This is a genomic window from Lacrimispora indolis DSM 755, assembly GCF_000526995.1.
Taxonomy (GTDB): Bacteria; Bacillota; Clostridia; order Lachnospirales; family Lachnospiraceae; genus Lacrimispora; species Lacrimispora indolis.
Genome location: NZ_AZUI01000001.1, coordinates 3,360,994 through 3,385,362 on the forward strand (window position 1 = coordinate 3,360,994; position 24,369 = coordinate 3,385,362).

23 protein-coding genes and 1 riboswitch are annotated in these 24,369 nt (G+C 46.6%); of the genes, 17 read left to right on the forward strand and 6 right to left on the reverse strand.

The window, feature by feature from the left end; translation table 11 throughout:
* The first annotated feature begins 20 nt into the window (after positions 1 to 20).
* Positions 21 to 1,274 carry a M20 family metallopeptidase gene (locus K401_RS0116085; RefSeq protein WP_024293905.1) on the forward strand — a complete coding sequence of 418 codons (1,254 nt, stop codon included), beginning with the start codon at positions 21 to 23 and terminating at the stop codon, positions 1,272 to 1,274.
* A gap of 74 nt (positions 1,275 to 1,348) precedes the next feature.
* The gene (locus tag K401_RS0116090; RefSeq protein WP_024293906.1) at positions 1,349 to 2,308 is read left to right on the forward strand and encodes a DUF1177 domain-containing protein; all 960 of its coding nucleotides are present in this window, start codon (positions 1,349 to 1,351) and stop codon (positions 2,306 to 2,308) included.
* Between the two features lie 3 nt (positions 2,309 to 2,311).
* On the opposite strand, the gene K401_RS0116095 is transcribed toward K401_RS0116090, so the two are convergent.
* Positions 2,312 to 3,943 carry a PucR family transcriptional regulator gene (locus tag K401_RS0116095; protein ID WP_024293907.1) on the reverse strand — a complete coding sequence of 544 codons (1,632 nt, stop codon included), beginning with the start codon at positions 3,941 to 3,943 and terminating at the stop codon, positions 2,312 to 2,314.
* 165 nt (positions 3,944 to 4,108) lie between these two features.
* Here K401_RS0116095 and K401_RS0116100 point away from each other — a divergent pair, with 165 nt between their 5' ends.
* Positions 4,109 to 4,741: a cyclodeaminase/cyclohydrolase family protein gene (locus tag K401_RS0116100; protein ID WP_024293908.1), complete on the forward strand. Its 633-nt coding sequence runs from the start codon at positions 4,109 to 4,111 to the stop codon at positions 4,739 to 4,741.
* Between the two features lie 14 nt (positions 4,742 to 4,755).
* The gene (locus K401_RS0116105; RefSeq protein WP_024293909.1) at positions 4,756 to 5,592 is read left to right on the forward strand and encodes a bifunctional 5,10-methylenetetrahydrofolate dehydrogenase/5,10-methenyltetrahydrofolate cyclohydrolase; all 837 of its coding nucleotides are present in this window, start codon (positions 4,756 to 4,758) and stop codon (positions 5,590 to 5,592) included.
* A gap of 83 nt (positions 5,593 to 5,675) precedes the next feature.
* Here the strand turns inward: K401_RS0116105 and thiT are convergent, their stop codons facing one another.
* Positions 5,676 to 6,347 carry an energy-coupled thiamine transporter ThiT gene (gene thiT, locus K401_RS0116110; protein WP_024293910.1) on the reverse strand — a complete coding sequence of 224 codons (672 nt, stop codon included), beginning with the start codon at positions 6,345 to 6,347 and terminating at the stop codon, positions 5,676 to 5,678.
* Between the two features lie 26 nt (positions 6,348 to 6,373).
* A riboswitch (TPP riboswitch) is annotated at positions 6,374 to 6,472 on the reverse strand.
* 134 nt (positions 6,473 to 6,606) lie between these two features.
* On the opposite strand from thiT, the gene K401_RS0116115 reads away from it, so the two are divergent.
* The 13 genes from K401_RS0116115 (at position 6,607) to K401_RS0116175 (ending at position 19,718) form a co-directional block, all read left to right on the forward strand.
* Positions 6,607 to 7,032, forward strand: a complete 426-nt coding sequence (locus K401_RS0116115; protein ID WP_024293911.1) for a DMT family transporter — start codon at positions 6,607 to 6,609, stop codon at positions 7,030 to 7,032.
* Between the two features lie 102 nt (positions 7,033 to 7,134).
* Positions 7,135 to 7,836 (forward strand): helix-hairpin-helix domain-containing protein, encoded by a 702-nt coding sequence (locus K401_RS0116120; RefSeq protein WP_024293912.1) that lies wholly within the window; start codon positions 7,135 to 7,137, stop codon positions 7,834 to 7,836.
* 22 nt (positions 7,837 to 7,858) lie between these two features.
* On the forward strand, positions 7,859 to 8,557 hold the full coding sequence (locus K401_RS0116125) for a response regulator transcription factor (protein WP_024293913.1): 699 nt from the start codon (positions 7,859 to 7,861) through the stop codon (positions 8,555 to 8,557).
* Between the two features lie 114 nt (positions 8,558 to 8,671).
* Positions 8,672 to 9,178 carry a GNAT family N-acetyltransferase gene (locus K401_RS0116130; RefSeq protein WP_024293914.1) on the forward strand — a complete coding sequence of 169 codons (507 nt, stop codon included), beginning with the start codon at positions 8,672 to 8,674 and terminating at the stop codon, positions 9,176 to 9,178.
* Positions 9,179 to 9,190: 12 nt separating this feature from the next.
* On the forward strand, positions 9,191 to 11,047 hold the full coding sequence (locus tag K401_RS0116135) for a DUF6320 domain-containing protein (protein ID WP_024293915.1): 1,857 nt from the start codon (positions 9,191 to 9,193) through the stop codon (positions 11,045 to 11,047).
* A 29-nt stretch (positions 11,048 to 11,076) separates the two neighbouring features.
* Positions 11,077 to 12,105, forward strand: coding sequence for an alpha/beta hydrolase (locus K401_RS0116140; RefSeq protein WP_024293916.1), 1,029 nt, complete (start codon positions 11,077 to 11,079; stop codon positions 12,103 to 12,105).
* An 11-nt stretch (positions 12,106 to 12,116) separates the two neighbouring features.
* Positions 12,117 to 12,596 (forward strand): 23S rRNA (pseudouridine(1915)-N(3))-methyltransferase RlmH, encoded by a 480-nt coding sequence (gene rlmH / locus K401_RS0116145; RefSeq protein WP_024293917.1) that lies wholly within the window; start codon positions 12,117 to 12,119, stop codon positions 12,594 to 12,596.
* A 72-nt stretch (positions 12,597 to 12,668) separates the two neighbouring features.
* Positions 12,669 to 13,421 carry an IclR family transcriptional regulator gene (locus K401_RS0116150; RefSeq protein WP_024293918.1) on the forward strand — a complete coding sequence of 251 codons (753 nt, stop codon included), beginning with the start codon at positions 12,669 to 12,671 and terminating at the stop codon, positions 13,419 to 13,421.
* Positions 13,422 to 13,604: 183 nt separating this feature from the next.
* Entirely contained in the window at positions 13,605 to 15,278 is a 1,674-nt protein-coding gene (gene ilvD, locus K401_RS0116155; protein ID WP_024293919.1) for a dihydroxy-acid dehydratase, read from the forward strand.
* A gap of 29 nt (positions 15,279 to 15,307) precedes the next feature.
* Entirely contained in the window at positions 15,308 to 16,567 is a 1,260-nt protein-coding gene (locus K401_RS0116160; protein WP_024293920.1) for a GntP family permease, read from the forward strand.
* 8 nt (positions 16,568 to 16,575) lie between these two features.
* The gene (locus K401_RS0116165; protein ID WP_024293921.1) at positions 16,576 to 17,463 is read left to right on the forward strand and encodes a dihydrodipicolinate synthase family protein; all 888 of its coding nucleotides are present in this window, start codon (positions 16,576 to 16,578) and stop codon (positions 17,461 to 17,463) included.
* 17 nt (positions 17,464 to 17,480) lie between these two features.
* The gene (locus tag K401_RS0116170; RefSeq protein WP_024293922.1) at positions 17,481 to 18,623 is read left to right on the forward strand and encodes an iron-containing alcohol dehydrogenase; all 1,143 of its coding nucleotides are present in this window, start codon (positions 17,481 to 17,483) and stop codon (positions 18,621 to 18,623) included.
* Between the two features lie 210 nt (positions 18,624 to 18,833).
* Complete coding sequence (locus tag K401_RS0116175) at positions 18,834 to 19,718, forward strand: LysR family transcriptional regulator (RefSeq protein ID WP_024293923.1); 885 nt, start codon at positions 18,834 to 18,836, stop codon at positions 19,716 to 19,718.
* Positions 19,719 to 19,788: 70 nt separating this feature from the next.
* Here K401_RS0116175 and K401_RS0116180 read toward each other — a convergent pair whose 3' ends face one another.
* The 4 genes from K401_RS0116180 to K401_RS0116195 are packed head-to-tail and all read right to left on the reverse strand — an operon-like array spanning position 19,789 to position 24,364.
* A complete protein-coding gene (locus K401_RS0116180; RefSeq protein WP_024293924.1) occupies positions 19,789 to 21,090 on the reverse strand; it encodes a GntP family permease in 1,302 nt (433 codons plus the stop codon).
* 27 nt (positions 21,091 to 21,117) lie between these two features.
* A complete protein-coding gene (locus K401_RS0116185; protein ID WP_024293925.1) occupies positions 21,118 to 21,672 on the reverse strand; it encodes a hypothetical protein in 555 nt (184 codons plus the stop codon).
* A 6-nt stretch (positions 21,673 to 21,678) separates the two neighbouring features.
* Positions 21,679 to 23,313 carry a medium-chain fatty-acid--CoA ligase gene (gene fadK, locus K401_RS0116190; protein WP_024293926.1) on the reverse strand — a complete coding sequence of 545 codons (1,635 nt, stop codon included), beginning with the start codon at positions 23,311 to 23,313 and terminating at the stop codon, positions 21,679 to 21,681.
* 40 nt (positions 23,314 to 23,353) lie between these two features.
* Positions 23,354 to 24,364: an electron transfer flavoprotein subunit alpha/FixB family protein gene (locus tag K401_RS0116195; protein WP_024293927.1), complete on the reverse strand. Its 1,011-nt coding sequence runs from the start codon at positions 24,362 to 24,364 to the stop codon at positions 23,354 to 23,356.
* Positions 24,365 to 24,369: the final 5 nt, after the last annotated feature.

Below are 24,369 nucleotides of genomic sequence, written 5' to 3' on the forward strand. Positions count from 1 at the left end.
CGGAAACGGAGGATTATGGGATGACGAAAAAGGAACTTTTGCAATATGTGGATGAACATAAAGAAGAATTAATAAGGCTGGTATCTGAACTGATTCAGATAAAAAGCGAAAATCCTACCGGAACCCAAAGGGATGTGATCAATTATGTGGAAGCATTTCTGAAGGAAGCCGGGATCAAATATCAAGAGACAGGGTGCAATCCGGATTATCCCTGTATTGTGGCAGAGATCGGAAGTGAGGCAGGCTTTTCCATGATCATGAACGGCCATGTGGATGTGGTGCCTGCCGGAGACTTAAGCCAGTGGGAGTTTGATCCCTTTTCCGGCCAGATCACGGAAACCCAGATTTTGGGCAGAGGGACCTCTGATATGAAAGCAGGGGTGGCCGGTGTCTTATTTGCCCTTTCCCTTTTGGCAAGGAAGCGCGTTCCCTTAAAAGGGAACATCAGGCTTCACATTGTTTCCGATGAAGAAAGCGGAGGCCAGTTCGGAACTCAGTGGCTGTGTGCCAATGGATATGCGGATCACGCCGATGCCTGTCTGGTAGCGGAGCCAACCTCCATGAACACCATTGAGATCGGGCAGAAGGGAGGCCTGCTTCTGACCTTAAAAGCCTTTGGAAAGTCGGCTCATGGAAGCCTGGGGAATTTTAAAGGGGAGAATGCCATTTTAAAACTATCCAGGGTGTTGCCCCATGTTTCCATGCTGACGGAAATAAAGGGACATTTTACGGACAGGCAGCAAAAACCCTTAAAAGACTCCCAGATGCTTGCGGAGAAAGAAAACAACATTCCCGGATTAGGAAGGGTCATTGATCATGTGACCACAAATATAGGCCAGATAAAAGGAGGAACCAGGCACAATATGGTTCCCGATTATTGTGAGGCAACTGTGGATGTGCGGCTGCCAATCGGAGTCCGCAGGGAAGAGATCGAAGAGGTTTTAGGCCGTGTGATAGAGGCCGGCGGAGCAGAGGGAGTGGAGTACGAGCTTCATTATAAGAGTGAGGCCAACTTCACTGACCATGAGGCCCCAATTGTTCTGGCATTTAAGAAAAATGCGGAAGAATTATTGGGAAAAGAGGTCATACCTGCCTACCAGTGGGCGTCAAGCGATGCAAGAGATTACCGGATGCTGGGCATACCCACCATCCAGTTCGGGCCTTCCAATACGGTGGGAATTCATTCCTATAATGAAACGGTCCAGATCCAGGACGTGATCACGGCTGCCAAAACCTATATAGGGGCTATTTGTGATCTTATGGAAATTCAGTGAAACACCTTGCGGGCAGTTGCCAAGGGCGTGTCTGAAAACTGCTTTTGCAAAAATAAATTTTTGGAGGATTCGCAATGTTGATGAAGCAATTGATAGAGGTACATGACTTACTTGACAGCAGCTATGCCAGCGGAAAGACGGTAAAGGAGTATTTAAAAACCATCAGGCCGGATGCTGATGTGGAGGTGTATACCTTGGAGGGACAAAAGGGAAAAACAGATATGATCAAGGTAAGGATTCCCGGAGTGAAAGGAAAGGGAAAGGGCTTTAATGCCCCAACTATCGGCTTGCTGGGAAGGCTGGGAGGCTTAGGAGCCAGACCGGAGAGGATCGGTTTTGTTTCCGACGGGGACGGAGCCCTTATCGCCTTATCCCTGGCAGCAAAGCTTCTGGATATGCAGAATAAAGGGGACTGTCTGGACGGGGATGTTTTCATATCCACCCATATCTGTCCGGATGCACCCACAAGGGAGCACAAGCCGGTTCCGTTTATGGATTCTCCGGTGAATATGGCGCAGGTGAATCAGGAAGAGGTGACAGAGGAGCTGGATGCCATTTTATCCGTTGATACCACAAAGGGAAACAGGATCATCAACAACAGAGGCTTTGCCGTCTCTCCTACCGTAAAGGAAGGATACATACTGCGGGTTTCCGAGAGCATTTTGGATCTGATGCAGACCACAACAGGGAAATTGCCTTATGTATACGCCCTTTCCCAGCAGGATATCACGCCTTATGGAAACGGGCTGTATCATTTGAACAGCATTCTTCAGCCGGCAACCGCCACTAAAGCGCCTGTGATCGGAGTTGCCATAACCACAGAGGCGCCGGTGGCAGGCTGTGCGACCGGTGCCACCCATATCACGGATTGTGAAGAGGCGGCCAGATTCATGCTGGAGGTTGCAAAGGCCTACGGCCGGGGAGAATGCAGCTTCTACGATGAAACGGAATTTGAGCGGATCCAGTATCTGTATGGAAATATGGAACACTTTCAAACCCTTGGCACGGGCAATGAATGCGACGACGATGCCTAGACTTTAAGTGTTTTTAAGCAGCTCCCAGGCGCAGATTCCCAAATACAGGCGGAAAATGTCCTCAATGGAAGTGATATCGCAGCACAGAAGCTTTTTGATGGAGGACAGCCGGGCAGTCAGGGTATTCCTGTGGATGAAAAGCTTCTGGGCGGTTTCCGTGAGATTTAAGGAGTTTTCCAAATACGCCTTAAGGGTCCCAAGAAGCTCCCCTTTATTTTCGGAATCATAGATAACCAGGATGCTGACAGTATCCTGGTATATTTTTTCCCGTTCATAAGAGGTCAGCTGGTTTAAAAGATGAAATGCAAACTGCCTGGTATAAGAATGAATGGAGGCAGTTTGGCGGTCAGAGGTCTGCAGATGCAATGTCTGCAGGCTTTCTTCATATGCCTTTGCAATGGAGGCACAGGAAGTGTGGCACCGGCTGATCCCCAGTCTGAAAAAGGTTTGGTAATCCTTTAAATAATCCGACAGCTGCAGGGCAATCTGATTGGCCAGTGAGAGGGCTTCCACATTGGGCGTTTGTTTCGGATACAGGAGAAAAATAACAATGTGGTTTTCGCTGTGGCATAAAAAGTATTTATGGGCTAAATGGATAAGCCTCTGGTTTACGGCATTGTACAGGCTGCGGAACAGCTTGCTTTCCTTTGACTGGCATTCCAGGGTGATGCATACCTTTTTTAAGTCAATGGGAAAGGAATAGGCGTCGCAGACCAGACGTATTTCCTCAATGGACTTGTTTTTAATATCCGTAAGCATATAGAAAAAAGAATCATAATAATTTTTTTGGGAAAAGGCCCTGTTCTGGATCTGCATGGAGGTGAGCTCCAGCGCAAGAACAGAGAATATCTGCTTAAGGACTTCCAGGGTGGTATCGTCGATCTCTTTTTGGGTGATGTCAATGCATAAGTAATGCTTGTTGTCGGGAAGCAGAAAGGCATGAAACGTGAGGAGTGTGTCATTGCAGTAAAAATTGCGTTTTCTGGCGTGCTCCTTTTGTCTTTCTTCAGGCAGAGAATTGGAAGGCTGGACCTGCAATTTGTCTATCCTGGAAAAATCCCCGTATTCTTTTGGCGGAATGCGGTAATATATGGGAAAATCAGATGTTGTTGTGATCATTGCCATGGAATTGGTATAATTGGATATCCGCTCCAGCATTTTCATAATTCCTTCTTTATTAAAAAAGGATTCATGAAATTTTTCTGCTTCTCTGAGGATGAATTGCTGTTTTAAAATCTTCTGCTCAATGAGATTTTCGTTAATTACGTTTATGATATTGGAATAACCGTGATAAAAAGGCACCGAAACAAGCGCAAGTCCATACTTGGCGGCTTCTTCGATCAGGGAATCGGGAATCCTGTCAAAAAAGCGTTTGACCTTAATGCAGAAAGCGGTACAGTCAATGGCATGGAGATCCGCAATTATTTTTTTCTGGATTTCAAAATCATTATAAAAGATGTAACCCGTTGTAAGAACGATTTCATTCTTTTTGATCCATTTTACACCGTCAGGATTATCCAGTACACTGATACCGGTAATGGTTTTATGAAGAGCTTCATCTTCTCCGATGAATTCCAGATTATCAATGGGGGTTTCATATAAAAACCAGCCAAGGGTCAAGGGAGGATATTTCATTTCATGCTCCTTTTCATTTAAAAACAGAGATTAACCGGGGATTTGACTATTTTTGACAATCATAGCATTGACTGTTTTCCTTGACAAGTTAAACTTGTTTTTTTATGGAAACCCTTATATAATAATGGAAAATAAAATGCGGTATGGAAAGGCGGACCAATAGTTATGATACAGGACTTTACAATTCACACATTCCTTGAAAAATTATCTTCAAAAAGCCCCACCCCGGGCGGCGGCGGAGCGGCAGGACTTGGCGGTGCAATAGGAGCGGCTTTGGGAGAAATGGTGGTGAACTTAACCCTTGGCAAAAAGCGGTATGCCGACGTGGAAGAAGAAATGCAGTCATTTCTTGAAAAGCTGGAAGCTTTAAAAAGCGAATTTTTAAGGCTTGCGGATGAAGATGAAGTGGTATTTGTTCCTTTGGCTGCCGCATACGGCCTTCCAACCGGCACAGAGGAAGAAAAAAGACATAAGGCTGAAGTCCTGGAAAACCATCTCCTGGCTGCCAGCCTGGTCCCTCTCATGGTCATGGAACGGGCCCTGGAAGCCCTTGATATCATGGAGGTTCTGGCTGAAAAGGGAAGCCGCCTGGCTGTCAGTGACGTAGGCGTTGGCGTGCAGTTTATCCGTTCCGCCTTATTGGGAGCAAAGATGAATGTTTCCATTAATACAGGATCCATGAAGCAGCGGGAAAAGGCCGGACAGCTTCAGGCCAGGGCGGATAAGCTGGCAGAGGACGGGACCAGAAAGGCTGACGCCATTTATGCAAAGGTGGAATCTGCATTAAAGGCAGAATAAGGAGGAGAAAAAACGTGATAACCTTAAAAGGTGCAGCTGTGTCTGCAAAAATCAAAGAACAGGTGGAAGGACTTTTGGCCGGCTTAAAAGGAAAAACTCCAAAGCTTGCCATTGTGCGGGTGGGAGAACGGCCAGACGACTTATCCTATGAACGGGGAGCTTTAAAGAAAATGGAAAGCTTTAGCCTGCAGGGGGAAAGTTTTGCCTTTCCCCAGGATATAACTGATGAAGCATTTAAGGAGGAGTTTGCAAAAATCAATGAAAATCCGGATATTGACGGCATCCTTCTTTTGCGCCCTCTGCCAAAGCAGATCAGGGAAAAAGACATTGAGCACATGATTGATCCTGGAAAGGATTTGGACGGCATATCTCCTGAAAATATCGCCAAAGTATTTGCAGGCGATGATACGGGATTTGCCCCATGTACGGCGGAGGCAGTGGTGGAGGTTTTAAAGTCCAGTGATATCCCTCTGACCGGAAAGCGGGTGGCCATTGTGGGAAGAAGCATGGTAGTGGGGCGCCCTCTGTCCATGCTGATGCTTAAGGAAAATGCAACGGTGACCATCTGTCACACCCGCACGGAAAACTTAAAGGAAACCTGTAAAAATGCCCAGATCCTTGTGGCAGCAGCCGGGCGCGCCAGAATGGTGGATGCCTCTTATGTGGGAGCGGATGCCGTGGTGGTTGATGTGGGAATCAATGTGGACGAAAACGGAAAACTTTGCGGGGATGTGGATTTTGATTCCCTGGAAGGGACTGCTTCCATGGCAACTCCGGTACCAGGAGGAGTTGGAACGGTGACAACGGCTGTGCTGGCAAGGCATCTGGTATTGGCTGCACTTATAAAATAAAATAATGAAACAAGCGGCATGGAAGCCTACCGATCCTTCCATACCGCTTGTTTTTGATTTACAAAAGAGTACGTTTTATTTCCTTACCCATTAACAGCCTGCCGCTTCACCTGCCCGATGGCTCCCAGCACGGGAGGGAGATACAGGATCACAACGGTCAGGATCAGTTCCGGAAGGATGTAGGTGGCATTATAGCCCAGAGTATAGACCATGGGGTTCATGCCTTCCGGAGCATAGGAAGCAAAGAATATATATCCGGAAAGGACGTGGCATATGTAACGGCCCGCTACACCCACCACATACCCGGTCACAAGACCGTGTTTTTTATTGCTGAACAGCCCGGAAAGCCCAAGGGCGCCGAAGGCCAGGGGATAGTCAAGAAGAACCTGGAGCGGGGCAAAAATATAGGGCTCTGTAATAAACTGCAGGATTCCGTATGCCACGCCGGTCATAATTCCTGTTTTTACATCGTAAACATAGCCGATCAGGCAGATGAACAGCATGGAAAACAGAGTGATGGAGCCGCCGAAGGGAAGGGACGCAAATTTAATAAAAGAAGTTACCATTGCAAGAGCCATTGCACCTGAGCAGTAAACCAGCTGGCGGGTCTGCATGGCCTTGGATTTTGAGGCGGATTTACCCAGAAGGTGCAGGGCAAAAAGGATGGCCGCCAACAGAATAATTAACAGCCCGTATCCGGCCGGTTGTAGTAAATACTCTTCGTTTTCAGCAGAGTAAGTTAGAAAAAATGACATAAAAAATCCTCCTTTGCGCGCGCAGGAGGGGAGTAATGATGCTTCCTTACGCCGGCATTATCCGGTTCAAGTAGTGAGGGTTCGGTTTATTCCGATCTCAGCCTAAGGCTCCCCTAGCGTGTATACGATATTTGATTTCGCTGTGAGTATAACGCAAATCCATAAGCTTGTCAAGCCGCATCAAAAAGTAAAATCAGAATAAAAATGCAAATAAAGTGCAACCTAGTAAAAAGAAAATGGAAACACGGAGGTTGTTTTTATGACAGGCTTTATTATTGCACTCATATCAGGTGCGCTTATGAGCATTCAGGGAGTTTTAAATACAGGGGTGACAAAACAAACCAGCATGTGGGTATCAACAGGCTGGGTGCAGCTGACGGCATTTTTGACCTGTCTCATCCTGTGGTATTTTTCCGGCAGGGATGGCATCTCCGGACTTTTAGATGTGCAGCCCAAATACATGCTGCTGGGTGGTGTTATCGGCGCATTTATCACCTATACGGTAGTGAAGAGCATGGGAACCTTAGGACCTGCCAAAGCGGCTCTGCTTATCGTAGTATCCCAGATCATCGTAGCCTATGCCGTGGAGCTGTTCGGTTTATTCGGCGTTGAAAAAGTGGGATTTGAATGGAAAAAGCTGATCGGTGCTGTGGTTGCCATCATCGGAATCATGATATTTAATTAATTTGGAAATAGTGCTTGTATTTACCTATTTCTTTAGGTAGAATAGTAACATAGGCTGAAGATGGTATCCTTTTTTGGGAAATTTTGTAAGAGGAGGGATATCATGAAGTATCAGAAAATAAAAATCGCTCTGATTGCCCTGTGTATAATAGCCGCAGGTATCTGCTACGGCTTTGGCAGAAGCCGGGAAGACCAAAAGTCAGGGATCTCCTTATCGGAGGCATCTGCTTTTCAGGCAGGAGAAGCCGGAGACGATAGTCAGCCGGTTTCCGGTGATCAGCCAGTTCCAGGCGGAACCGGAACAGAAGTATCAGAAGCGGCAGAGAGCGTCTTAGAAAGTGCAGGAGGCAGAACGGCCCTGCCTTTCTACATACATATCTGCGGAGAAGTGGTTTCTCCCGGCGTTTATGAGCTTGAGGAAGGAAGCCGGGTCTTTCAGGCAGTGGAGAAAGCGGGCGGATTCACAGACCAGGCAGCAGCAGAATATTTAAATATGGCAGAGAGGGTCGCGGATGGCATGAAAATCGTGGTCCTTAATAAGGAAGAGGCAGAGGCTGCAAAAGCCCGCGGAGAGATTTCTCTGCCGGCAGAGGCTTCATCGAATCTGCAAAAACAGAAAGTGAATTTAAATACCGCCACCAAAGAGGAGCTGATGACCCTTCGGGGAATCGGAGAAGCCAAGGCCAATGATATTCTTAAATATCGGGAGAGCCGGGGCGGATTTCAGAAAATCGAGGATATCATGAAGATATCCGGCATCAAAGATGCGGCTTTTCAAAAAATAAAAGAAGACATAACGGTTTAAATATAGAAGACAGAGGTGTAGTATGGCAAGCGTTTTAGTAGTTGATGATGAAAAACTCATCGTAAAAGGAATGAGATTCAGTCTGGAACAGGATGGCATGGATGTGGATTGTGCCTATGACGGAGAGGAAGCCATTAATCTGGCAAAGCAGAAAGAGTATGACGTGGTTCTTTTGGATGTCATGCTCCCCAAATATGACGGATACGAGGTATGTCAGGCCATCCGGGAATTTTCCGAGATGCCCATCATCATGCTGACGGCCAAGGGAAATGATATGGATAAGATCCTGGGCCTGGAATACGGCGCTGACGATTATATTACAAAGCCCTTTAACATCCTTGAGGTAAAAGCCAGGATCAAGGCCATTATGCGCCGGAATTCAAAGAAGAATAAGCGGGAGGGCCAGGAAGACAGCCAGGTGATAACGGAAGGCGATTTAAAGCTGGACCGGGACAGCAGGAGAGTGTTTATTGCTGAGAAGGAGATCAATTTGACGGCAAAGGAGTTTGATCTTTTGGAGCTTCTTACCTGCAATCCAGGTAAGGTTTACAGCAGGGAACAGCTTCTTACTTACGTATGGGGAAATAAAGCTATGGATACGGGGGATGTCCGCACGGTAGACGTTCATGTAAGACGCCTTCGGGAGAAGATTGAACCCAGTCCCAGCGATCCTAAATATGTGCATACCAAGTGGGGCGTGGGATATTATTTCCGCGTCTAGGAAAAGAAAGAGGAGGATTTCTGACGGGAGACCGGGGAAATCCGCCTTTTCTTTAAATTCCGGGAAAGAAAAAAACATGGTTTAAGCTAATTTGGAAAATGGGGAAATAATGGAATGGATTACAATATCAGAAAAGTGAAAACAGAGGATTTGGACCGTGTGGCAGAAGTAGAGGCTCTCTGCTTTCCGCCGGAAGAGGCGGCAGGTCGGGAAGCCCTTGAGCAGAGGATCAAAGGTTTTCCAGAAAGCTTCCTGGTGGCAGAGCTTTCTTTTGGGCAGATCATCGGTTTTATTAATGGCAGCGTTACAGATGGGGATACTATCTGTGACGAAATGTTTGAAAGAACGGATTTTCATAATCCGGATGGTGCTTATCAAAGCGTGTTTGGACTTGATGTGATAAAAGAGTGGCGGGGCCGGGGAGTTGCCGCTGCCCTTATGAAGCGTTTTATAGAGGAAGCAAAGAAAAGAGGAAGGAAAGGAATGATCCTCACCTGCAAGGACAGGCTGATTCCTTATTACGAAAAATTCGGATACCGGAACATGGGAGTGTCCGGGTCTGTGCACGGAGGAGCCATCTGGTATGATATGCGTCTTGATTTTATGGATAAAGGGAAGTGAGGCACTGTCAGTATGAAGCGAAGCCCACAGGGAGAGCGGTGGAGGCGGCTTGACAATACGGCAAAAATATTTCCGGTCATAGCCAGCGAGAATTTAAGCAATGTATTCCGGATCTCAGCGGTTTTAAAAGAAGAGGTGGATCCGGGCACCCTGCAGCGGGCTTTGGAAGAGATCCTTCCCCAGTTTGAAGGATTTTCGGTGAGGCTCAGAAGGGGATTTTTCTGGTACTATTTTGAAAACAACAAGAGGATGCCTGTCATTGAACGGGAAACGACCTACCCATGCAAATACATTGACCCTCACAGCAACCAGCTGTTTTTGTTCCGGGTCACTTATTTCAGCAGGCGGATCAATCTGGAGGTATTCCATGCGGTCACAGACGGACTGGGAGCCGTGAACTTTTTAAAGGCCCTGGTTTACCGGTATCTGGATCTTAAGCAGGATTCCAGAACAGGCTATCAGGCTCCTCAGAAAATATCGTCCGATGTTTCCATGAACGTGGAGGATAGCTACGTCCGCCATTATAAAAAGACCGTAAAGCGCAAATACAGTTCCAGAAAGGCCTATCATATCACAGGTGAAACCCTTCCCCTTGACGAGGAAAACGTTCTTCACGGTTATGTGGACTTAAAAGCTCTGAAGGCGGTTTCCAAAAGCTACGGGGTCAGCATCACCAGGTTTCTGACGGCAGCACTGATCTGGGCGATTTACCAGGAATATCTGGGGGGAAAGCCCTGTGAGAAATCCATCGGCATCAGCATTCCCATTAATTTAAGGTCCTTTTTCGCCTCAGAAACAACCGCCAATTTTTTTGCCGTGACCCTCATTGATTTTTTGTCCACCAGTGAGGAGCATACCTTTTCAGAGGTGCTGGAAGCGGTAAGCCGCCAGATGGCTTTAAAGATCACTAAGGAAAAGATGGAGGAAATCATTTCCTATAATGTTTCCAATGAAAAGAAATGGTATCTGCGGATCGCCCCTCTTTTTGTAAAATGGTGTGCCTTAAACCTGGTTTTCCGGAAAAACGATAAAGCCTACACCATGACTCTTTCCAATATCGGTCCAATAGAAATAGAGGAGGATTACAGGAAAGAGATCGAGAGGTTTTCCATAATGATCGGCGTTTCCAAAAGGCAGCCATTGAAGTGTGCGGTCTGTGCTTACGGGGAAAAGGTGATCGTGACCTTTACCTCCGTATTTCAGGACACCAGACTTCAGGACCGCTTCTTCGGATTTCTGGGAGGACTGGGGATTCCGGTAAACTTGGAGAGCAACGGCGTCCCGGATAACCGGGATGATTTGGGCATGTATCCTCAGATCCGGTATGACCGGAAACGGCTGAAGAAGCTGGTAACCATTTTTTACGGATTGCTGTTTTTTGTAGGGGCTGTTCTGGGGGTCATTAATTATGCCACTTATTCCGGTTCCTTATGGTCCGTCATTGCCATCGGACTTATGGCTTATACGGCTCTTACGGTTGAATATTCCATTCTGCGCCATGCCAATCTGGCATCAAAGATCCTTTTGCAGACAGTGGCGGCGCAGGTGCTTTTAGTGGCTCTGGACCATTCTACGGGCTATAACGGCTGGTCCGTGAATTACGGGATTCCAAGTACCATTTTGTTTGCTGATTTGTCGATAGTCTTTTTAATTCTGGTGAACCGGATGAACTGGCAGAGCTATTTCATGTACCAGATTGCTGTCACGGTGTTCAGCTTTATTCCTTTGATATTGTGGGGAGCCGGTCTTCTTACAAGGCCGTCTCTGGCCCTGATTACCGTGGTGGTAACAGTAATTATTCTGGTTGTTACCATTGTGCTTGGGGATAGAAGTGTGAAAACAGAACTGAAAAGACGGTTTCATGTTTAAAAAAATGCCGGAAAAGGAGGACGCTGCTGATGAGTCGTAGAAAAGTGAGTGTACGGGGAAATCTGGTGAGGGATATGATGCAGAATGTAATGGAAACTTCGCTGAAACAGCCTATCAGGACCGGAGAACTGAGAAAGAATCCGGTGGAGCCTGCCTGGGTTTGTCCGGCGGGATATGAATATGAGATCATTGAGCTGGGACATTTGAAAATGGAGTATTTACGCCCGGTAGGAGTGGTGACGGGGCGGGTGATCTTACAGCTTCACGGAGGCGGATACATTGGGCCGATGAAGAACATTTACCGGAGGTTTGCGGTCCGGTATTCCAAGTTAAGCTACGGCGGGGACGTTTTGACATTAGATTACCGGGTGGCCCCGGAACATCCTTATCCTGCTGCTTTGGAGGATGCGGTGGCAGCTTATGAGTGGCTTCTTGAGGAAAAAGGATACCAGCCGGAGCATATTGTGGTGGCAGGAGATTCTGCAGGAGGCGGGTTAGGCCTGGCCCTGGGGCTGTATCTTAAAGATCATGGGATCGCCCTTCCCGGTGGATTTATCACCATGTCCGCATGGACGGATTTAACCAACAGCGGGGAAAGTCATGTGTCCAATTACGAGATTGACCCGCTCTTTGGAAATTCTACGGATAATATGCTTTACAATTCGGATTATATCGGCGGTCAGGACCCGGCCATTCCTTACATTTCTCCCATATTCGGGGAATACGAGGGATTTCCCTCTGTTCTCATGCAGGTAGGAAGCTATGAAGTGCTTTTAAGCGATACTCTGACTGTGGCGGAAAAGCTGAAAGAGGCCGGGGTGAGGCGGCGGGTCTCGGTTTATGAAGGGATGTTCCATGTATTTCAGATGGGACTGGACTTGATCCCAGAGAGCCGGGAAGCCTGGGATGAGGTGGAATCGTTTTTGCGGATCATTTTTCATATCAATGTGAAACCAGATGGGAAAGTGGTGCGCAAGGTGAAAACAGAGCACACAAAGCCGGCAAGAGACATGGTGAAGCTTCTGATTGCCATGATGAAGAAAGAACTGGACACATAAAGGAGATACCAATGAAGATCACTCTGGTAACTGTGGGAAAAATAAAGGAGAAGTTTTATACAGACGCCATAGGGGAATACAGCAAAAGGCTGAGCCGCTACTGCAAGCTGGATATTGTACAGCTGGCCGATGAAAAGACGCCGGACTCGGCCAGCGAGGCTGTGGAGAGACTGATTAAGGAAAAGGAAGGGGAAAGGATCCTTTCTTCGATTAAGGACGGGGCCTATGTGATCGCATTAGCCATTGATGGGGAGATGCTGGATTCGATTCAGCTTTCGGAGAAAATAAACGGGCTTGGGATCGGACGAGTGAGCCATATTGTTTTTGTGATCGGCGGGTCTTTGGGGCTTTCTGATGCTGTTTTAAAGAGGGCGGATTACAGGCTTAGCTTTTCTAAGATGACGTTTCCACATCAGCTGATGAGAGTTGTTTTGCTGGAGCAGATCTATCGGAGTTATCGGATTATTAGTGGGGAACCTTACCATAAGTAACCCTCAAACCTTGTTTCATACAACAAAAGATGATATAATCAGTTTATTATTTTACAGGAGAGTATAATATCTATGCATATGCCTACATATCGGGTGATCTCGATTTTAAATGCCCTTTCCAACAGTCAGGAAGGGTATACGTTAAGTGAATTGACTAGAAAAACAGGAATATTGACAGGTACTATCTCACCCATTTTAAAGACATTGCTGGAAGAAGGCTTTCTGGAGATGGCGCCCACTGGGAACCGTTATAAGATTGGTATGCAGGCCTACTATATAGGACTTGCCTTTTCAAAGGGCAGTACCACTCTGGAGCTGGTGAGAAAAGAAATGGAGAAGCTGTCAAAGGAATGCAATGAAACCTGTCAGATGGGGATTTTGCGGGAAGGCGAGGTGTTCTATCTGTTAAAGGTGGAGGGGAATGAGTCCATCCGGGTTGTATCTGAGGTTGGAGGCAGCCTGCCTGCATATGCCACGGGCCTGGGAAAAGCGATTTTGTCAAAGTATGAAGCATCTGAATTAAAGACGCTTTACCCGGACGGACTGAAAGCCCTCACGGCTAATACCGTAACTGATATGGAAGAATTGAACAGACAGATAGAAGCCATAAAGAGCAGCGGGTTTTCCTATGAAGAAGGGGAAAGCGGCGAACATACCGCTTGTATTGGAACGGCGATTTGTCAGAATGGAGAAATTGTTGCCGGTTTAAGCGTCGTATTTCCGATTTTCAGGAAATCAGAAGAAAAAGCGCAGACAATCCGGCAGGCATTAATCAAGTGCAAAAATAACATTGAAAAGATATTAGTGAATAATTCTTTGATTTAAATAAAAAACATTTTGAAATTTCCAGGAAATCTCAAAGTGTTTTTTTTGTGCAATTGATACAAAAATAGAGGCCAATTATTGGCGAAATGACATTTTTATAAACAACTATTGATTTTCCGTCGTTCACGAGTTATCATATATACATAAATTATCATATATACAAAAAGAAAGTGAGGAAATAAAATGTTCAGAAGTGAAAAAACATTAAGAGGAATTGAGAATCAGTACTACCGTGCAACCTATAAATCAATGGGATTTACCAGTGATGATCTGGAACGGCCGATTATCGGTATTGCAAATTCGTGGACTGAGGGGGTACCGGGACATTTTAATCTGCGTCAGGTGGCACAGAAAGTAAGAGACGGTATTAACCGTGCCGGTGGAACCGCAGTAGAATTCGGCACCATTGCATGCTGTGACGGAATGGCCCAGGGACATGACGGAATGCATTTTATTCTTCCCTCCCGCCAGATTATCAGCGACAGTATTGAGACCTTTGCCCAGGCCCAGCTCCTGGATGCGATTGTTTTACTGGGATCATGTGACAAGATTGTTCCGGGAATGCTGATGGCGGCGGCCCGGCTTGACATCCCCTGCATTCTTTTGCCAGGCGGTCCCATGGAAGGCGGAATTGTATTTGACGGCCGTCAGTCAGACCAGACCTCCAGTGCGGAAGCATTAGGGATGTTAAGTGCCAATAAGATCACGGAGGAAGAATATAAGAAGCTGGAAGATTTAAGCTGTCCAAGCTGTGGCTCCTGTTCATATCTTGGAACTGCCAATACTATGTGCTGCCTGTCGGAAGCCCTGGGGATGACGCCGCCTAATGGGGGCATGGCTCCGGCCACATCAGCCGAGCGTTTTAGAATCGCAGAAGAAACAGGAATTAAGATTGTGGAACTGACCAGAAATAAGGTGACAGCAAGAAAAGTTATTACAAATGAGTCAATCAGGAATGCCATCAAAGTCTGTATGGCAATCAGTGGAAGTACCAATGCCGTAATGCATTTAACCGCAATTGCTCACGAAGCAGAACTGGATATCAATGTATTGGAAGAATTTGACGAGCTTAGCCGGAAAACGCCGCAGGTTGCCAAGATTAATCCTTCCAGCCAGTATAATTGCATTGATTTTCACCGGGCCGGAGGAGTACCCCGGGTAATGGAAGCATTAAAAGAACAGATTGATTTAGATGAGATGACAGTCACAGGAAAAACAGTAAGAGAAAATATCGAAAATCACATATATGCATATCCGGCGGACCCAAGGGTAATTAAAACGGCAGAAGATCCCTTTGGTTTCCAGGGCGGTGTCGCTGTGTTAAGAGGAAATCTTGCTCCTGACACCGGTGTGACGAAACCAGGAGCATTTGATAAGAGTCTTTACCATTTTACCGGTGAAGCGATCTGCTTTGACAGTGAAGAGGCAGCGGAAGAGGCGATTCTGGCAGGAAAAGTACGGGATGGGCATGTTGTGGTAATCCGTTATGAAGGACCCAAAGGCGGACCGGGAATGAGGGAAATGTTCAAAGCCATGAAGTATCTCTATGGAAGAGGATTGGCGCTGACTACAGCACTGATTACTGACGGCAGATTTTCAGGAACCAACAACGGGTGTTTTGTCGGTCATATTTCCCCGGAAGCAGCTGAAGGTGGACCCATTGCAATTGTAAAAGACGGAGATAAGATTGAGATCGATGTGGAAAACAGAAGCATTAACCTGCTGGTTAGTGATGATGAGATCGCTGGGAGAATGGAAGGCTGGAAGCGGCCGGAGCCGAAGTTTAAGAGGGGATATTTAGCGCTTTACTCCAAATTTGCAGCTTCCGGTTCAGAGGGCGGAATTTTGAAGATTTAATGAATCATAAGAGAAAGAGGTAAAAACCTATGAGTGTATCAGCATTAGGAGCAATATTGGCTCTGGTAGTTGCCATCGTTTTAATTTTGAAAAAGGTCCCTCCTACATATGCCATGATAGCGGGCGCTGTTGTGGGCGGCTTAATCGGCGGAGCCGGGCTGGCCAATACGGTAACTTATATGATAAACGGAACAAAGGATATTGTGTCGGCAATTATTCGAATTGTGGCTGCCGGTGTGCTGGCAGGAGCTTTGATTAAATCAGGGGCAGCAGCCCGGATTGCCAATTCCATTGTGGAAAAACTGGGTGATAAAAATTCCATGCTGGCAATGACTCTGGCCACCTGGCTGCTTACGGCAATCGGTGTTTTCGGTGATGTTGCGATCATAACCGTATCACCGATTGCCATTCAGATAGCCCAGAAAACAGGATATAAGAAACTTGGCATATTGCTGGCCATGATCGGCGGCGTTAAGGCCGGCAATGTAATGAGTCCAAATCCCAACGGAATTGCCGCAGCAGAGACCTTTCATGTCCCGCTTACTTCCATGATGGCGGCAGGAATTCCCGCCGCATTGACAGCTATTGTGATTACAACACTCCTTGCCAAAAGCCTGGCTTATAAAGGGACAGATGTTGCGGCTGACAGCGACGGGGCGGATACCGCTCTGCTGCCCTCCCTTGGCAGTGCATTGGCTGGGCCGCTTGTGACCATTATGCTGCTGCTGTTAAGGCCGGTTGCAGGTATTACCATTGATCCATTGATTGCCCTTCCGGTGGGCGGCCTGGTAGGTATGGCCGTAATGGGAAAGTTAAAAGATTTTGTATCATACCTGGAATTCGGACTGGGAAAAATGAGCGGCGTGGCAATGCTGCTCATAGGAACCGGAACACTGGCCGGAATCATTGCCAATTCCACCCTAAAAGAGGTGATTGTCCAATTGCTGCAAAAAGCCGGTTTGCCGGGATTTCTGCTTGCGCCAATATCTGGAACCCTTATGGGAGCGGCTTCCGCTTCTTCCACAGCAGGCACGACCTTAGCCAGCCAGATTTTTGGTGATACCATTCTTTCTTACGGTGTTGCAGCACTGGCAGCCGGTGCCATGATCCACGCCGGAAGCTTTGTGTTTGACGGACTTCCCCACGGTTCATTTTTCCATGTCAGTGCCGGTTGTGTGAATATGAAAATCAATGAGAGACTGAAATTGATTGCTTATGAATCATTCATTGGCTTTTGCATGGTAACGGTATCAACCATTGTATATGGTGTAATTAAAATAGCAGGATAGGAGACAGCATGAAAGCAAAAATAGTAACCCCAACCCTCACCATTTTTAATCAGGAAGGTGCAATTGATTATGAAGGCAATGGAACGTTGATCCGTCATCTGGTAGACAATGGCGTTGATGGCGTGGTACCCCTTGGCAGTACCGGTGAATTTACCATCCTTCCTTTTGAAGAAAAGAAAAAGTTTCTGGAGTTTTATCTGAAGGAAATAAGCGGAGCAGTAAAGGTGCTGCCCGGAACAGGCTGTATCAATCACGAGGAAACGGTAAAGCTGTCCAACTTTGCTTTGCAAAATGGCGCGGATGGAGTTCTCGTTATCGGCCAGTATTATTACGGAATATCCCAGGAGGAGATTTTCCATTATTATGACTTTCTGGCTTCCCGGATTGAAGGAAATGTGTACCTGTATAATTTTCCTGCCAGAACAAATTCAACATTTGAGCCGGAAACCGTTTTGCGCTTGCTGCGCAAACATAAAAATATCGTAGGAATGAAAGAATCGGTTTCTTCTTTTACTCATACAAGAGATGTCCTGGACCTGATTCAGGATGAATTTCCGGATTTTCAAATGTATTCCGGTTTTGATGACCAGTTTCTTGATAATATTGATTACGGCGGACAAGGTTCCATCGGAGCTATTTCCAATCTGCTGCCCGGATTATGGGCAGGCTGGGTAAAAGCAAGAAATATGGAAAACTGGGAGGAGGTTATTACATATAAGAAAAAAATCCATAAGCTGATGCGTCTTTATCAGCTGGAAACCAATTGTTCCGGTCTGTTCAAAGCGGTGCTAAAGGCAAAAGGGCTGGATATTTGCTCTCAGTCCATGTTCCCGTTTGACCAGGTAAGGAAGGAATCTGTCACTGAGGCTTTGGCATTAATAGAATCCGTAGAATAAAGAAAAGGAGAATACTTATGATTTATTATATTCCGCCAGTAAACTTAATGGGGAGAGGGTGCTTAAAGGAACTGAAGGAACCGATCCGGAAATTGGGCTGTAAAAAGGCATTGGTTGTCAGTGATGGTTTTTTGAAGAAAAACGGTACAGTTGAAAAGGTCACGGCCATTCTTGATGCTGTGAATATAGGATATGCGGTTTACACGGAAGCAAAACCCAATCCTACCATTGATAACGTAAATAAAGGTCTGGAGCTTTTACAGAAAGAAAATTGCGATTTTATTGTTTCTGTGGGAGGCGGTTCCCCCCAGGATTGTGGAAAGGCAATTGCTGTTTTGGCAGCAAACGGCGGACAGATTACTGATTATGAAGGTATCAACAAGTCTGCCAGAAAGTCTCTGCCTATTGTTGCAATAACAACAACCGCCGGCACATCGGCAGAAGTGACGATTAATTATGTGATTACAGATGAGAAACGCCATGTGAAAATGATAATGGTGGATTCCAACACCCTGGCTGAGATTACTGTAAATGATCCGGAACTGATGCTGGAAAAACCGGCAGCCTTAACGGCAGCGACCGGCATGGATGCTTTGACACATGCAGTGGAAGCTGTAGTTGCCAAGGGAGCCATGGATGTTACTGATGCAACGGCGCTGTACGCAATCAAACAAATCTTTGAGTATCTGCCGGGTGCCGTAAAGGATGGAAACGATATTGAGGCAAGAGAGCAGATGGGATATGCGTGCTTTTTAAATGGAATTGCTTTCAGTAATGCCGGGCTTGGTAATGTTCATGCGATGGCCCACCAATTGGGCGGCCTTTATGATCTGCCCCACGGTGTATGTAATGCGATGCTCCTGCCTGTTGTGGAGGAAGAGAATGCAAAGCATGTGCCGGAACGTTTTCGGTTAATTGCCGAAGCTGCCGGCTGTGATACAAAAGGGAAATCAGATCAGCAATGTGTTGATGATGTCATCAGGAAAATGAAGGAGTTATCAAAAGAAGTTAATATTCCGGAGTCTTTAAAAGAGCTTGGAGTGGATGAGCCGGATTTTGACTTGCTGGCGGAAAATGCCATGAAAGATGCGTGTGCAGGAGCCAATCCGGTTTTCTTTGATAAAGAAAAGCTTGTGGAATTATTTAAAAAAATTCAGTAGAAGGGAAGCGCCGGTCTCCGGCGCTTCTATGTTTTATCCCTGTATACACTATATAGAACCTCACTTAAGTGACAAAGCCTGTTTTTCAAAAGAAGTTTCATGGCATTTTGGTGCAGAAATCATAAATAAGGTTGTCAAACCGTGCCCTTTTTTATATAATTGGCAGTAGAACTATGTTAATTTTTGGACAAAACATACAGGGGGTTTCACATGAATTTGCCACAGCTATACTATTTCCTGAAACTGGCAGAGCTTCAGCATTATACCAAGGCCGCAAAGGAACTGTATATATCCCAGCCCTCCTTAAGTGATTCCATTGCATCTTTGGAACAGGAATTGGGGATTTCCTTGTTTCAGAAGAAAGGACGCAATGTGAAGCTTACAAAATACGGACAGGAATTTTACGTTCATGTGTCCCAGGCGTTGAACGAATTGGAGCGGGGGATTGCTTCTATGAAGCGGCACTCCGGGCAGATCGGCGGTGTCATTGATGTGGGCTGCATTCCAACGCTTGTAGGAGACTTTCTGCCAACTGCGATCCAGAATTATATGAAAAAAGGTGCCCAGACAAAATTCAATATATTCCATGGAATGTCCATTGAAGTGGCCCATGGGGTGGCGGCAGGTAAATTTGATCTGGGATTCTGCTCCATGGTGGATGATGAGCCTGATCTGGTGTTTGTGCCGATTATGGCACAGGAGCTGGTTTTGATCGTCAATGACACCCATCCTCTGGCAGGCAGGCAGGAGGTCCGTCTCAGCGATTTAAAGGATTATAAGCTTACTACATACCGGGATTCCATCCCCATTGGAAAGGTGGTGAGGGGACTCTTAAATGAACATGGGGTGGAAGCCACCTTTTCCTATGATGATGAGATTTCCATCGGCGGTGTCATTTCCGAGAACCAGCTGGCCGCCATTGTCGCCAGGACTCCGTTTTTAAAACAGTTTGATAACCTGGTTCTCATTAAACTGACCGATGTTCCCGCGGACACCCGTCTGATCTATATGACTTACAGCAAAAAGAATTTTATATCATCTGCTGTAGAAGCTTTTGCGGATTTTATTGTTGCACATGAAATGAATCTGCCATAAGCATCCGGCCGGATGCAAAAAAGAGGGCGCTGTCTTGACGATGGCTCCCCCTTTTTATATGGAAATATATTTAGAATACAACCCCTGCAGTGGCCAAAAGGGCGATAATAAGTCCTGCCGCAAAGGCCGGGATGGTGGTGCCCAGGATAATATGCTTATAGCTCTCTTTCAGGCTGCAGCCGCAGATGGACATGGTCAGGATCGCAACAGAAGAGTTGGGCAGCTTATTTAGGATTAAGGCTGATTCTGTGACAATACGGTGCAAAGCCTGGATATTGACGCCCATGTCTACAAACGCCTGCCCAAAACTTTCCATAAAGATGGTTTCGCCGGAGATGGCTGAGCCGGTTAAGCCGGTCAGGACCGTGGTGCCAAAGAAGGCCTTTAAATATGCAGGCATGTTCATCGCCAGTACCGCCTGCTGGAGACTCTGAAAAGCAGGAGAGGCACCCAGGACTTTGGAAAGTCCCATGACTGCCGCTACCGTAAGCATGGAACTTAAGCCTGAGCTGCTTCCGGTCTTAATGGATGACTTCATATTTTTGATGTGTTTCAATTGTGTGCAGATGATCAAAAGTATGCCAAGGACCAGAGAAAACATGATACTGGGTGATGTACCCCAGCCGGAGGTGACAACCACTGATCCTAAAACCAGGATAAAAGGCAGAACAGAGATAAAAATCCCAGGAAGTTCCTCATCATTTACGGCGGTGGTGTTGTCCTTATACATGGCCAGAAGCTCCTGTTCCGTATGGTTTTTATGGCTCTGCTTTTGGGCGTAATTAAAATATACGAAATAACATACCGCCAGGATTCCGGTAAATATAACGGATAATAATGGGGCAGATCCAAGAGAAGTGCCTAAGTAATTGCTTGGCAATACATTACAGATATCCAGGGAATATGCAAAGCCGTTGGCAGATGCGCCGCCGCCCAGAAGGAGAAAGGGCAGCACCCGGCGGTCCATTTTATTCTGGCGCAGCAGGTTATCTGCGATGGGGTATAAGACAAATACCATGATGTATCCGTTGATACCAAGCAGGGTGATAAAAAAGGTACAGATCAGGATTACCAATCCCACCATTTTTGTCCCAAGTTTTTCTGTAAGGGTCTTGGCGATTTTTGTAGCAAGCCCGGTCTCCAGCACCAGCTGTCCGAAGACGCCGCCTAGTCCCAGGATCAAAAACCAGGATGCAACGAAAGCGCCTGCACCGCCGGAAAAGGTGGTGAGAAGTCCTTCCTTAAAATTCAGTCCGCTGGTCACCAGGATAATAGATGCTGTGATCACCGTTGCTGTAATCATATCGATGCCTTTGATAATCATAATGACCAGAAGCGTGATGGCAATTATCAAACCGATCGTAGCTAACATAAGTTTCCCTCCAATATTAAATAGTTTTTATGCTTTTTCTTTTGCTCCTGACTGCCAATGGGCCGTCATTTTATCAAGTGGGAGATGAACAAGCCCCGCTTCCATTGAATAGATATAAATCACAAATCCCCGCTTGCATCGGAACACACATTCCAGGCATGGATCCTCATCACAGTATGCGAATGCATCGGTATCTGCCAGTGCAAATACCATTGGCGGCCGTTTCGTTTCAGCCACATATTTCAAATATCCGCCGGTAAATGTTTTTAAATAGATCCACTCCGGTGCGTATTTAAGCTTCTCTGCCTTCCAGAAAACCTGGACAGCATTGTCATTGTAGCCGCCGGTGATCTGGTAGCTGACCTTTATTTTGTCTTCTGCCTGTTCCGGGGCGGATGGGACCAGGCGTTCTGCTTTATGATTGCAGCAGAGAATTTCTTTTTCCTCCAATGCCTTTTCTCCGGTGACCGGAAACAGGGTTCTGCATTCCCCGCAGCGATAAAAAACAACCTCAGGGCATTGGCCTGCCGGTGGTTTTCTTGTATCTCGGCATCTTCTTGGTCCGAATTTCTGTTCAGTCATTGCCTGTCATCCCCTCATTCTCTTAATAAGTTCTTCCCTCAGCAGGTATTTTTTTACCTTACCGCTGCCTGTATGGGGGATTCTGTCGATCAGCTCCAGCCTTTCCGGCCAGAATCGTTTCGGCACGTTTTTTTCTTTTAAAAAGGCAATTACATCATGAAGAGTTAAATCCTTATGGTCTGAAAGGGGAACCACAAATGCACAGATCCGTTCTCCCAGCCGTTCATCGGGCATACCAATTACCGTATGCTCCGCCACTCCGGGACAACCTTCTAAATTGTCATTGATCTCATTAGAATTTAAATTTTCTCCGCCCCGGACAATGATATCTTTTTTCCGCCCGATGATTCGGATATTGCCGGTTTCATCCATCACGCAGATATCTCCGCTGTGAAACCATCCTTCGTCATCCAGGGCTTCATCCGTGATCTTCCGGTTTTTTAAATAGCCCACAAAAACATTGGGACCTCTGGAAAGCTCTTCGCCCGGAGTGCCGGGAGGGACATCCTTTCCATCGTCATCAATCACCCGGATTTCTATGCCCTCCATGGCTCTTCCTGAAGTCGACCCGTTTAAGGACAGCACCTGGTCAGGTCTGACATATACATGAGGAACACTTTCCGTGGAACCATATACCTCACAGAGAAGGATTCCGAAGTTCCATGCCTTTTGTACCATATAGCCAGGGACCGGAGCGCCTCCGCAGAGATAGAACCGAAGATAGGGCAGCGCTCCTCCGTTGTTCTCCAAGTCCCGCAGGATATCGTAAATAAAGGGGGTGGCTCCCATGGAATAGGTACATTTTTCCTGATTCATTAAGTTGATGGCTTCCCGGCAGCAGTATTTTTGCTGCAGCACCAGCTTCGCCCCTATGAGCATGGTTGCAATGATGCCATGATGGAAACCGGTGGCATGGTTTAAGGGTGCCGGCATAAACATGATGTCTTCTTTTGTCAGCCCAAGTTCTTTATTAAATGTTTCCTCACTGTATCTGACATTGTCATGGGTCAGCAGTACTCCCTTTGTCCCGCAGGTAGTTCCGGAGGTGCCTAGAATTACGGCAATATCCTGGCCGGTTAAGGGGAGGCTTTGCTTCGGCTTAAGCGGTTCATACTGCTTAAGGATCTCATTCATGGTTATATTGTCACTTGCCTTTTCTCTTGCATAGTCCAGCAAGATAATGGTTTTTAAACCGGGAATCTGATCCTTTACCGACAAGATCTGTTTTTCATAATCAGTTTTATAGAAGAACGTGGGCCCAAAGTATGCTTTGGATTCCGTCAGATTTATGCTGTGCACCAGTTCTTTCTCTTCATAAGACATTGCAATAGGATGTGCCGCTGCGCCGGCTTTAAAACAGGCAATGGTGATCATAACAAATTCGCTCCACACAGGGACCTGGTAAGAGACTGTGTCCCGTGGTTTTATCCCTTTGCTCAGGAGAAAGGCCGCCACTTTTGAAGCACCTTCGTCCATTTGCCTGTATGTATATCGAAAGCCTCTGTCATCCACCACATATTCACGGTCCGGATGACATTTCACCGACTCCTCCCAGCAGTCCAGTAAAGTTCTGTCTGTCCAGAAGCCTTTTTCCAGATACTGACGTTTCAGGTGGGGATTGATTTTAATTTCTTCAAACATAACCCGCCTCCTTTGGATAAAAGAGAAGCTGCATTCCGCATTACCCCTGTTTTTTCGCTTTTAATTCTTTTACCAGGGCGGGAATGATTTCGAATACATCTCCAACGATACAATAATCCGCAACTTCAAAAATAGGAGCTGTTTCATCTTTATTAATCGCGATAATTGTCCCTGATTCGCTCATGCCGGCCACATGCTGTACTGCTCCTGATATTCCGCAGGCAAAGTAAATTTTTGGTGACACGGTGGAACCGGTCTGGCCCACCTGCCTGGACTGGGGCATCCAGCCTGCGTCCACGGCTGCACGGGAGCAGCCGACGGTTCCGCACAATACATCAGCCAGTTCTCTTAAGATAGAAAAGTTTTCTGCTGATTTCATGCCTCGTCCGCCGGATACGATGACTTCTGCGTCATCAAGGCGCAAATCATTGTCTTCACAGGCATTTAGAAAATCAATGACTTTTGTACGGATTTCCTGTTCCGGTGTCTTTATTTCTTCCTGAATGATGACCGGACGGTTATCCGGTGTTTTTTCCGGTTTTTTAAATGCGCCGGGCCTGCAGGTTCCCATTTGGGGTCTGGTTTCGCTGCAGAGGATCTGGGCGTATAAGTTTCCACCAAAGGCAGGTCGTTCCCATACTACGTTTCTGGTTACCTCATCAACACTTAATGCGGTACAGTCTGCGGTCAGTCCGGTCCGAAGGCTGACTGCGATCTTAGAACCTAGATCCCTTCCGTTTGCGGTTGCACCCACTAAAATGGTATTGGGATCATACTTCTTACATAATTCCAGGAACACATGGCCATAGGCATCCGCTGAATAATGCTCATACTCATCACCCTGCACCACATAGATCTTATCGGCTCCATACTCACCGGCAGCTTTCACCGCCTCCTCCGTTTCTTTTCCAATAACAACGGCACATAATTCCTGTTTTAATCCAAGGGCAAGCTTTCTGCCCTGTCCCAGGAGTTCAAGCCCAACGCTTTTTGGCCGGCCGCTAAAGCACTCAATCAATACCCATACGTCTTTACATGTTTCAAAACTCATCACTT

Bases quoted from the DNA above. Each gene is read 5' to 3' on its own strand.
- K401_RS0116120 (WP_024293912.1), top strand. From the start codon at position 7,135: ATGAAGTATCAGAAAATAAAAATCGCTCTGATTGCCCTGTGTATAATA.
- K401_RS0116085 (WP_024293905.1), top strand. From the start codon at position 21: ATGACGAAAAAGGAACTTTTGCAATATGTGGATGAACATAAAGAAGAA.
- thiT (WP_024293910.1), bottom strand. From the start codon at position 6,347: ATGTCATTTTTTCTAACTTACTCTGCTGAAAACGAAGAGTATTTACTA.
- K401_RS0116175 (WP_024293923.1), top strand. From the start codon at position 18,834: ATGAATTTGCCACAGCTATACTATTTCCTGAAACTGGCAGAGCTTCAG.
- rlmH (WP_024293917.1), top strand. From the start codon at position 12,117: ATGAAGATCACTCTGGTAACTGTGGGAAAAATAAAGGAGAAGTTTTAT.
- K401_RS0116125 (WP_024293913.1), top strand. From the start codon at position 7,859: ATGGCAAGCGTTTTAGTAGTTGATGATGAAAAACTCATCGTAAAAGGA.
- K401_RS0116195 (WP_024293927.1), bottom strand. From the start codon at position 24,364: ATGAGTTTTGAAACATGTAAAGACGTATGGGTATTGATTGAGTGCTTT.
- K401_RS0116150 (WP_024293918.1), top strand. From the start codon at position 12,669: ATGCATATGCCTACATATCGGGTGATCTCGATTTTAAATGCCCTTTCC.
- K401_RS0116160 (WP_024293920.1), top strand. From the start codon at position 15,308: ATGAGTGTATCAGCATTAGGAGCAATATTGGCTCTGGTAGTTGCCATC.
- K401_RS0116170 (WP_024293922.1), top strand. From the start codon at position 17,481: ATGATTTATTATATTCCGCCAGTAAACTTAATGGGGAGAGGGTGCTTA.
- K401_RS0116100 (WP_024293908.1), top strand. From the start codon at position 4,109: ATGATACAGGACTTTACAATTCACACATTCCTTGAAAAATTATCTTCA.
- fadK (WP_024293926.1), bottom strand. From the start codon at position 23,313: ATGTTTGAAGAAATTAAAATCAATCCCCACCTGAAACGTCAGTATCTG.
- K401_RS0116130 (WP_024293914.1), top strand. From the start codon at position 8,672: ATGGATTACAATATCAGAAAAGTGAAAACAGAGGATTTGGACCGTGTG.
- K401_RS0116165 (WP_024293921.1), top strand. From the start codon at position 16,576: ATGAAAGCAAAAATAGTAACCCCAACCCTCACCATTTTTAATCAGGAA.
- K401_RS0116135 (WP_024293915.1), top strand. From the start codon at position 9,191: ATGAAGCGAAGCCCACAGGGAGAGCGGTGGAGGCGGCTTGACAATACG.
- ilvD (WP_024293919.1), top strand. From the start codon at position 13,605: ATGTTCAGAAGTGAAAAAACATTAAGAGGAATTGAGAATCAGTACTAC.
- K401_RS0116180 (WP_024293924.1), bottom strand. From the start codon at position 21,090: ATGTTAGCTACGATCGGTTTGATAATTGCCATCACGCTTCTGGTCATT.
- K401_RS0116185 (WP_024293925.1), bottom strand. From the start codon at position 21,672: ATGACTGAACAGAAATTCGGACCAAGAAGATGCCGAGATACAAGAAAA.
- K401_RS0116115 (WP_024293911.1), top strand. From the start codon at position 6,607: ATGACAGGCTTTATTATTGCACTCATATCAGGTGCGCTTATGAGCATT.
- K401_RS0116090 (WP_024293906.1), top strand. From the start codon at position 1,349: ATGTTGATGAAGCAATTGATAGAGGTACATGACTTACTTGACAGCAGC.
- K401_RS0116140 (WP_024293916.1), top strand. From the start codon at position 11,077: ATGAGTCGTAGAAAAGTGAGTGTACGGGGAAATCTGGTGAGGGATATG.
- K401_RS0116095 (WP_024293907.1), bottom strand. From the start codon at position 3,943: ATGAAATATCCTCCCTTGACCCTTGGCTGGTTTTTATATGAAACCCCC.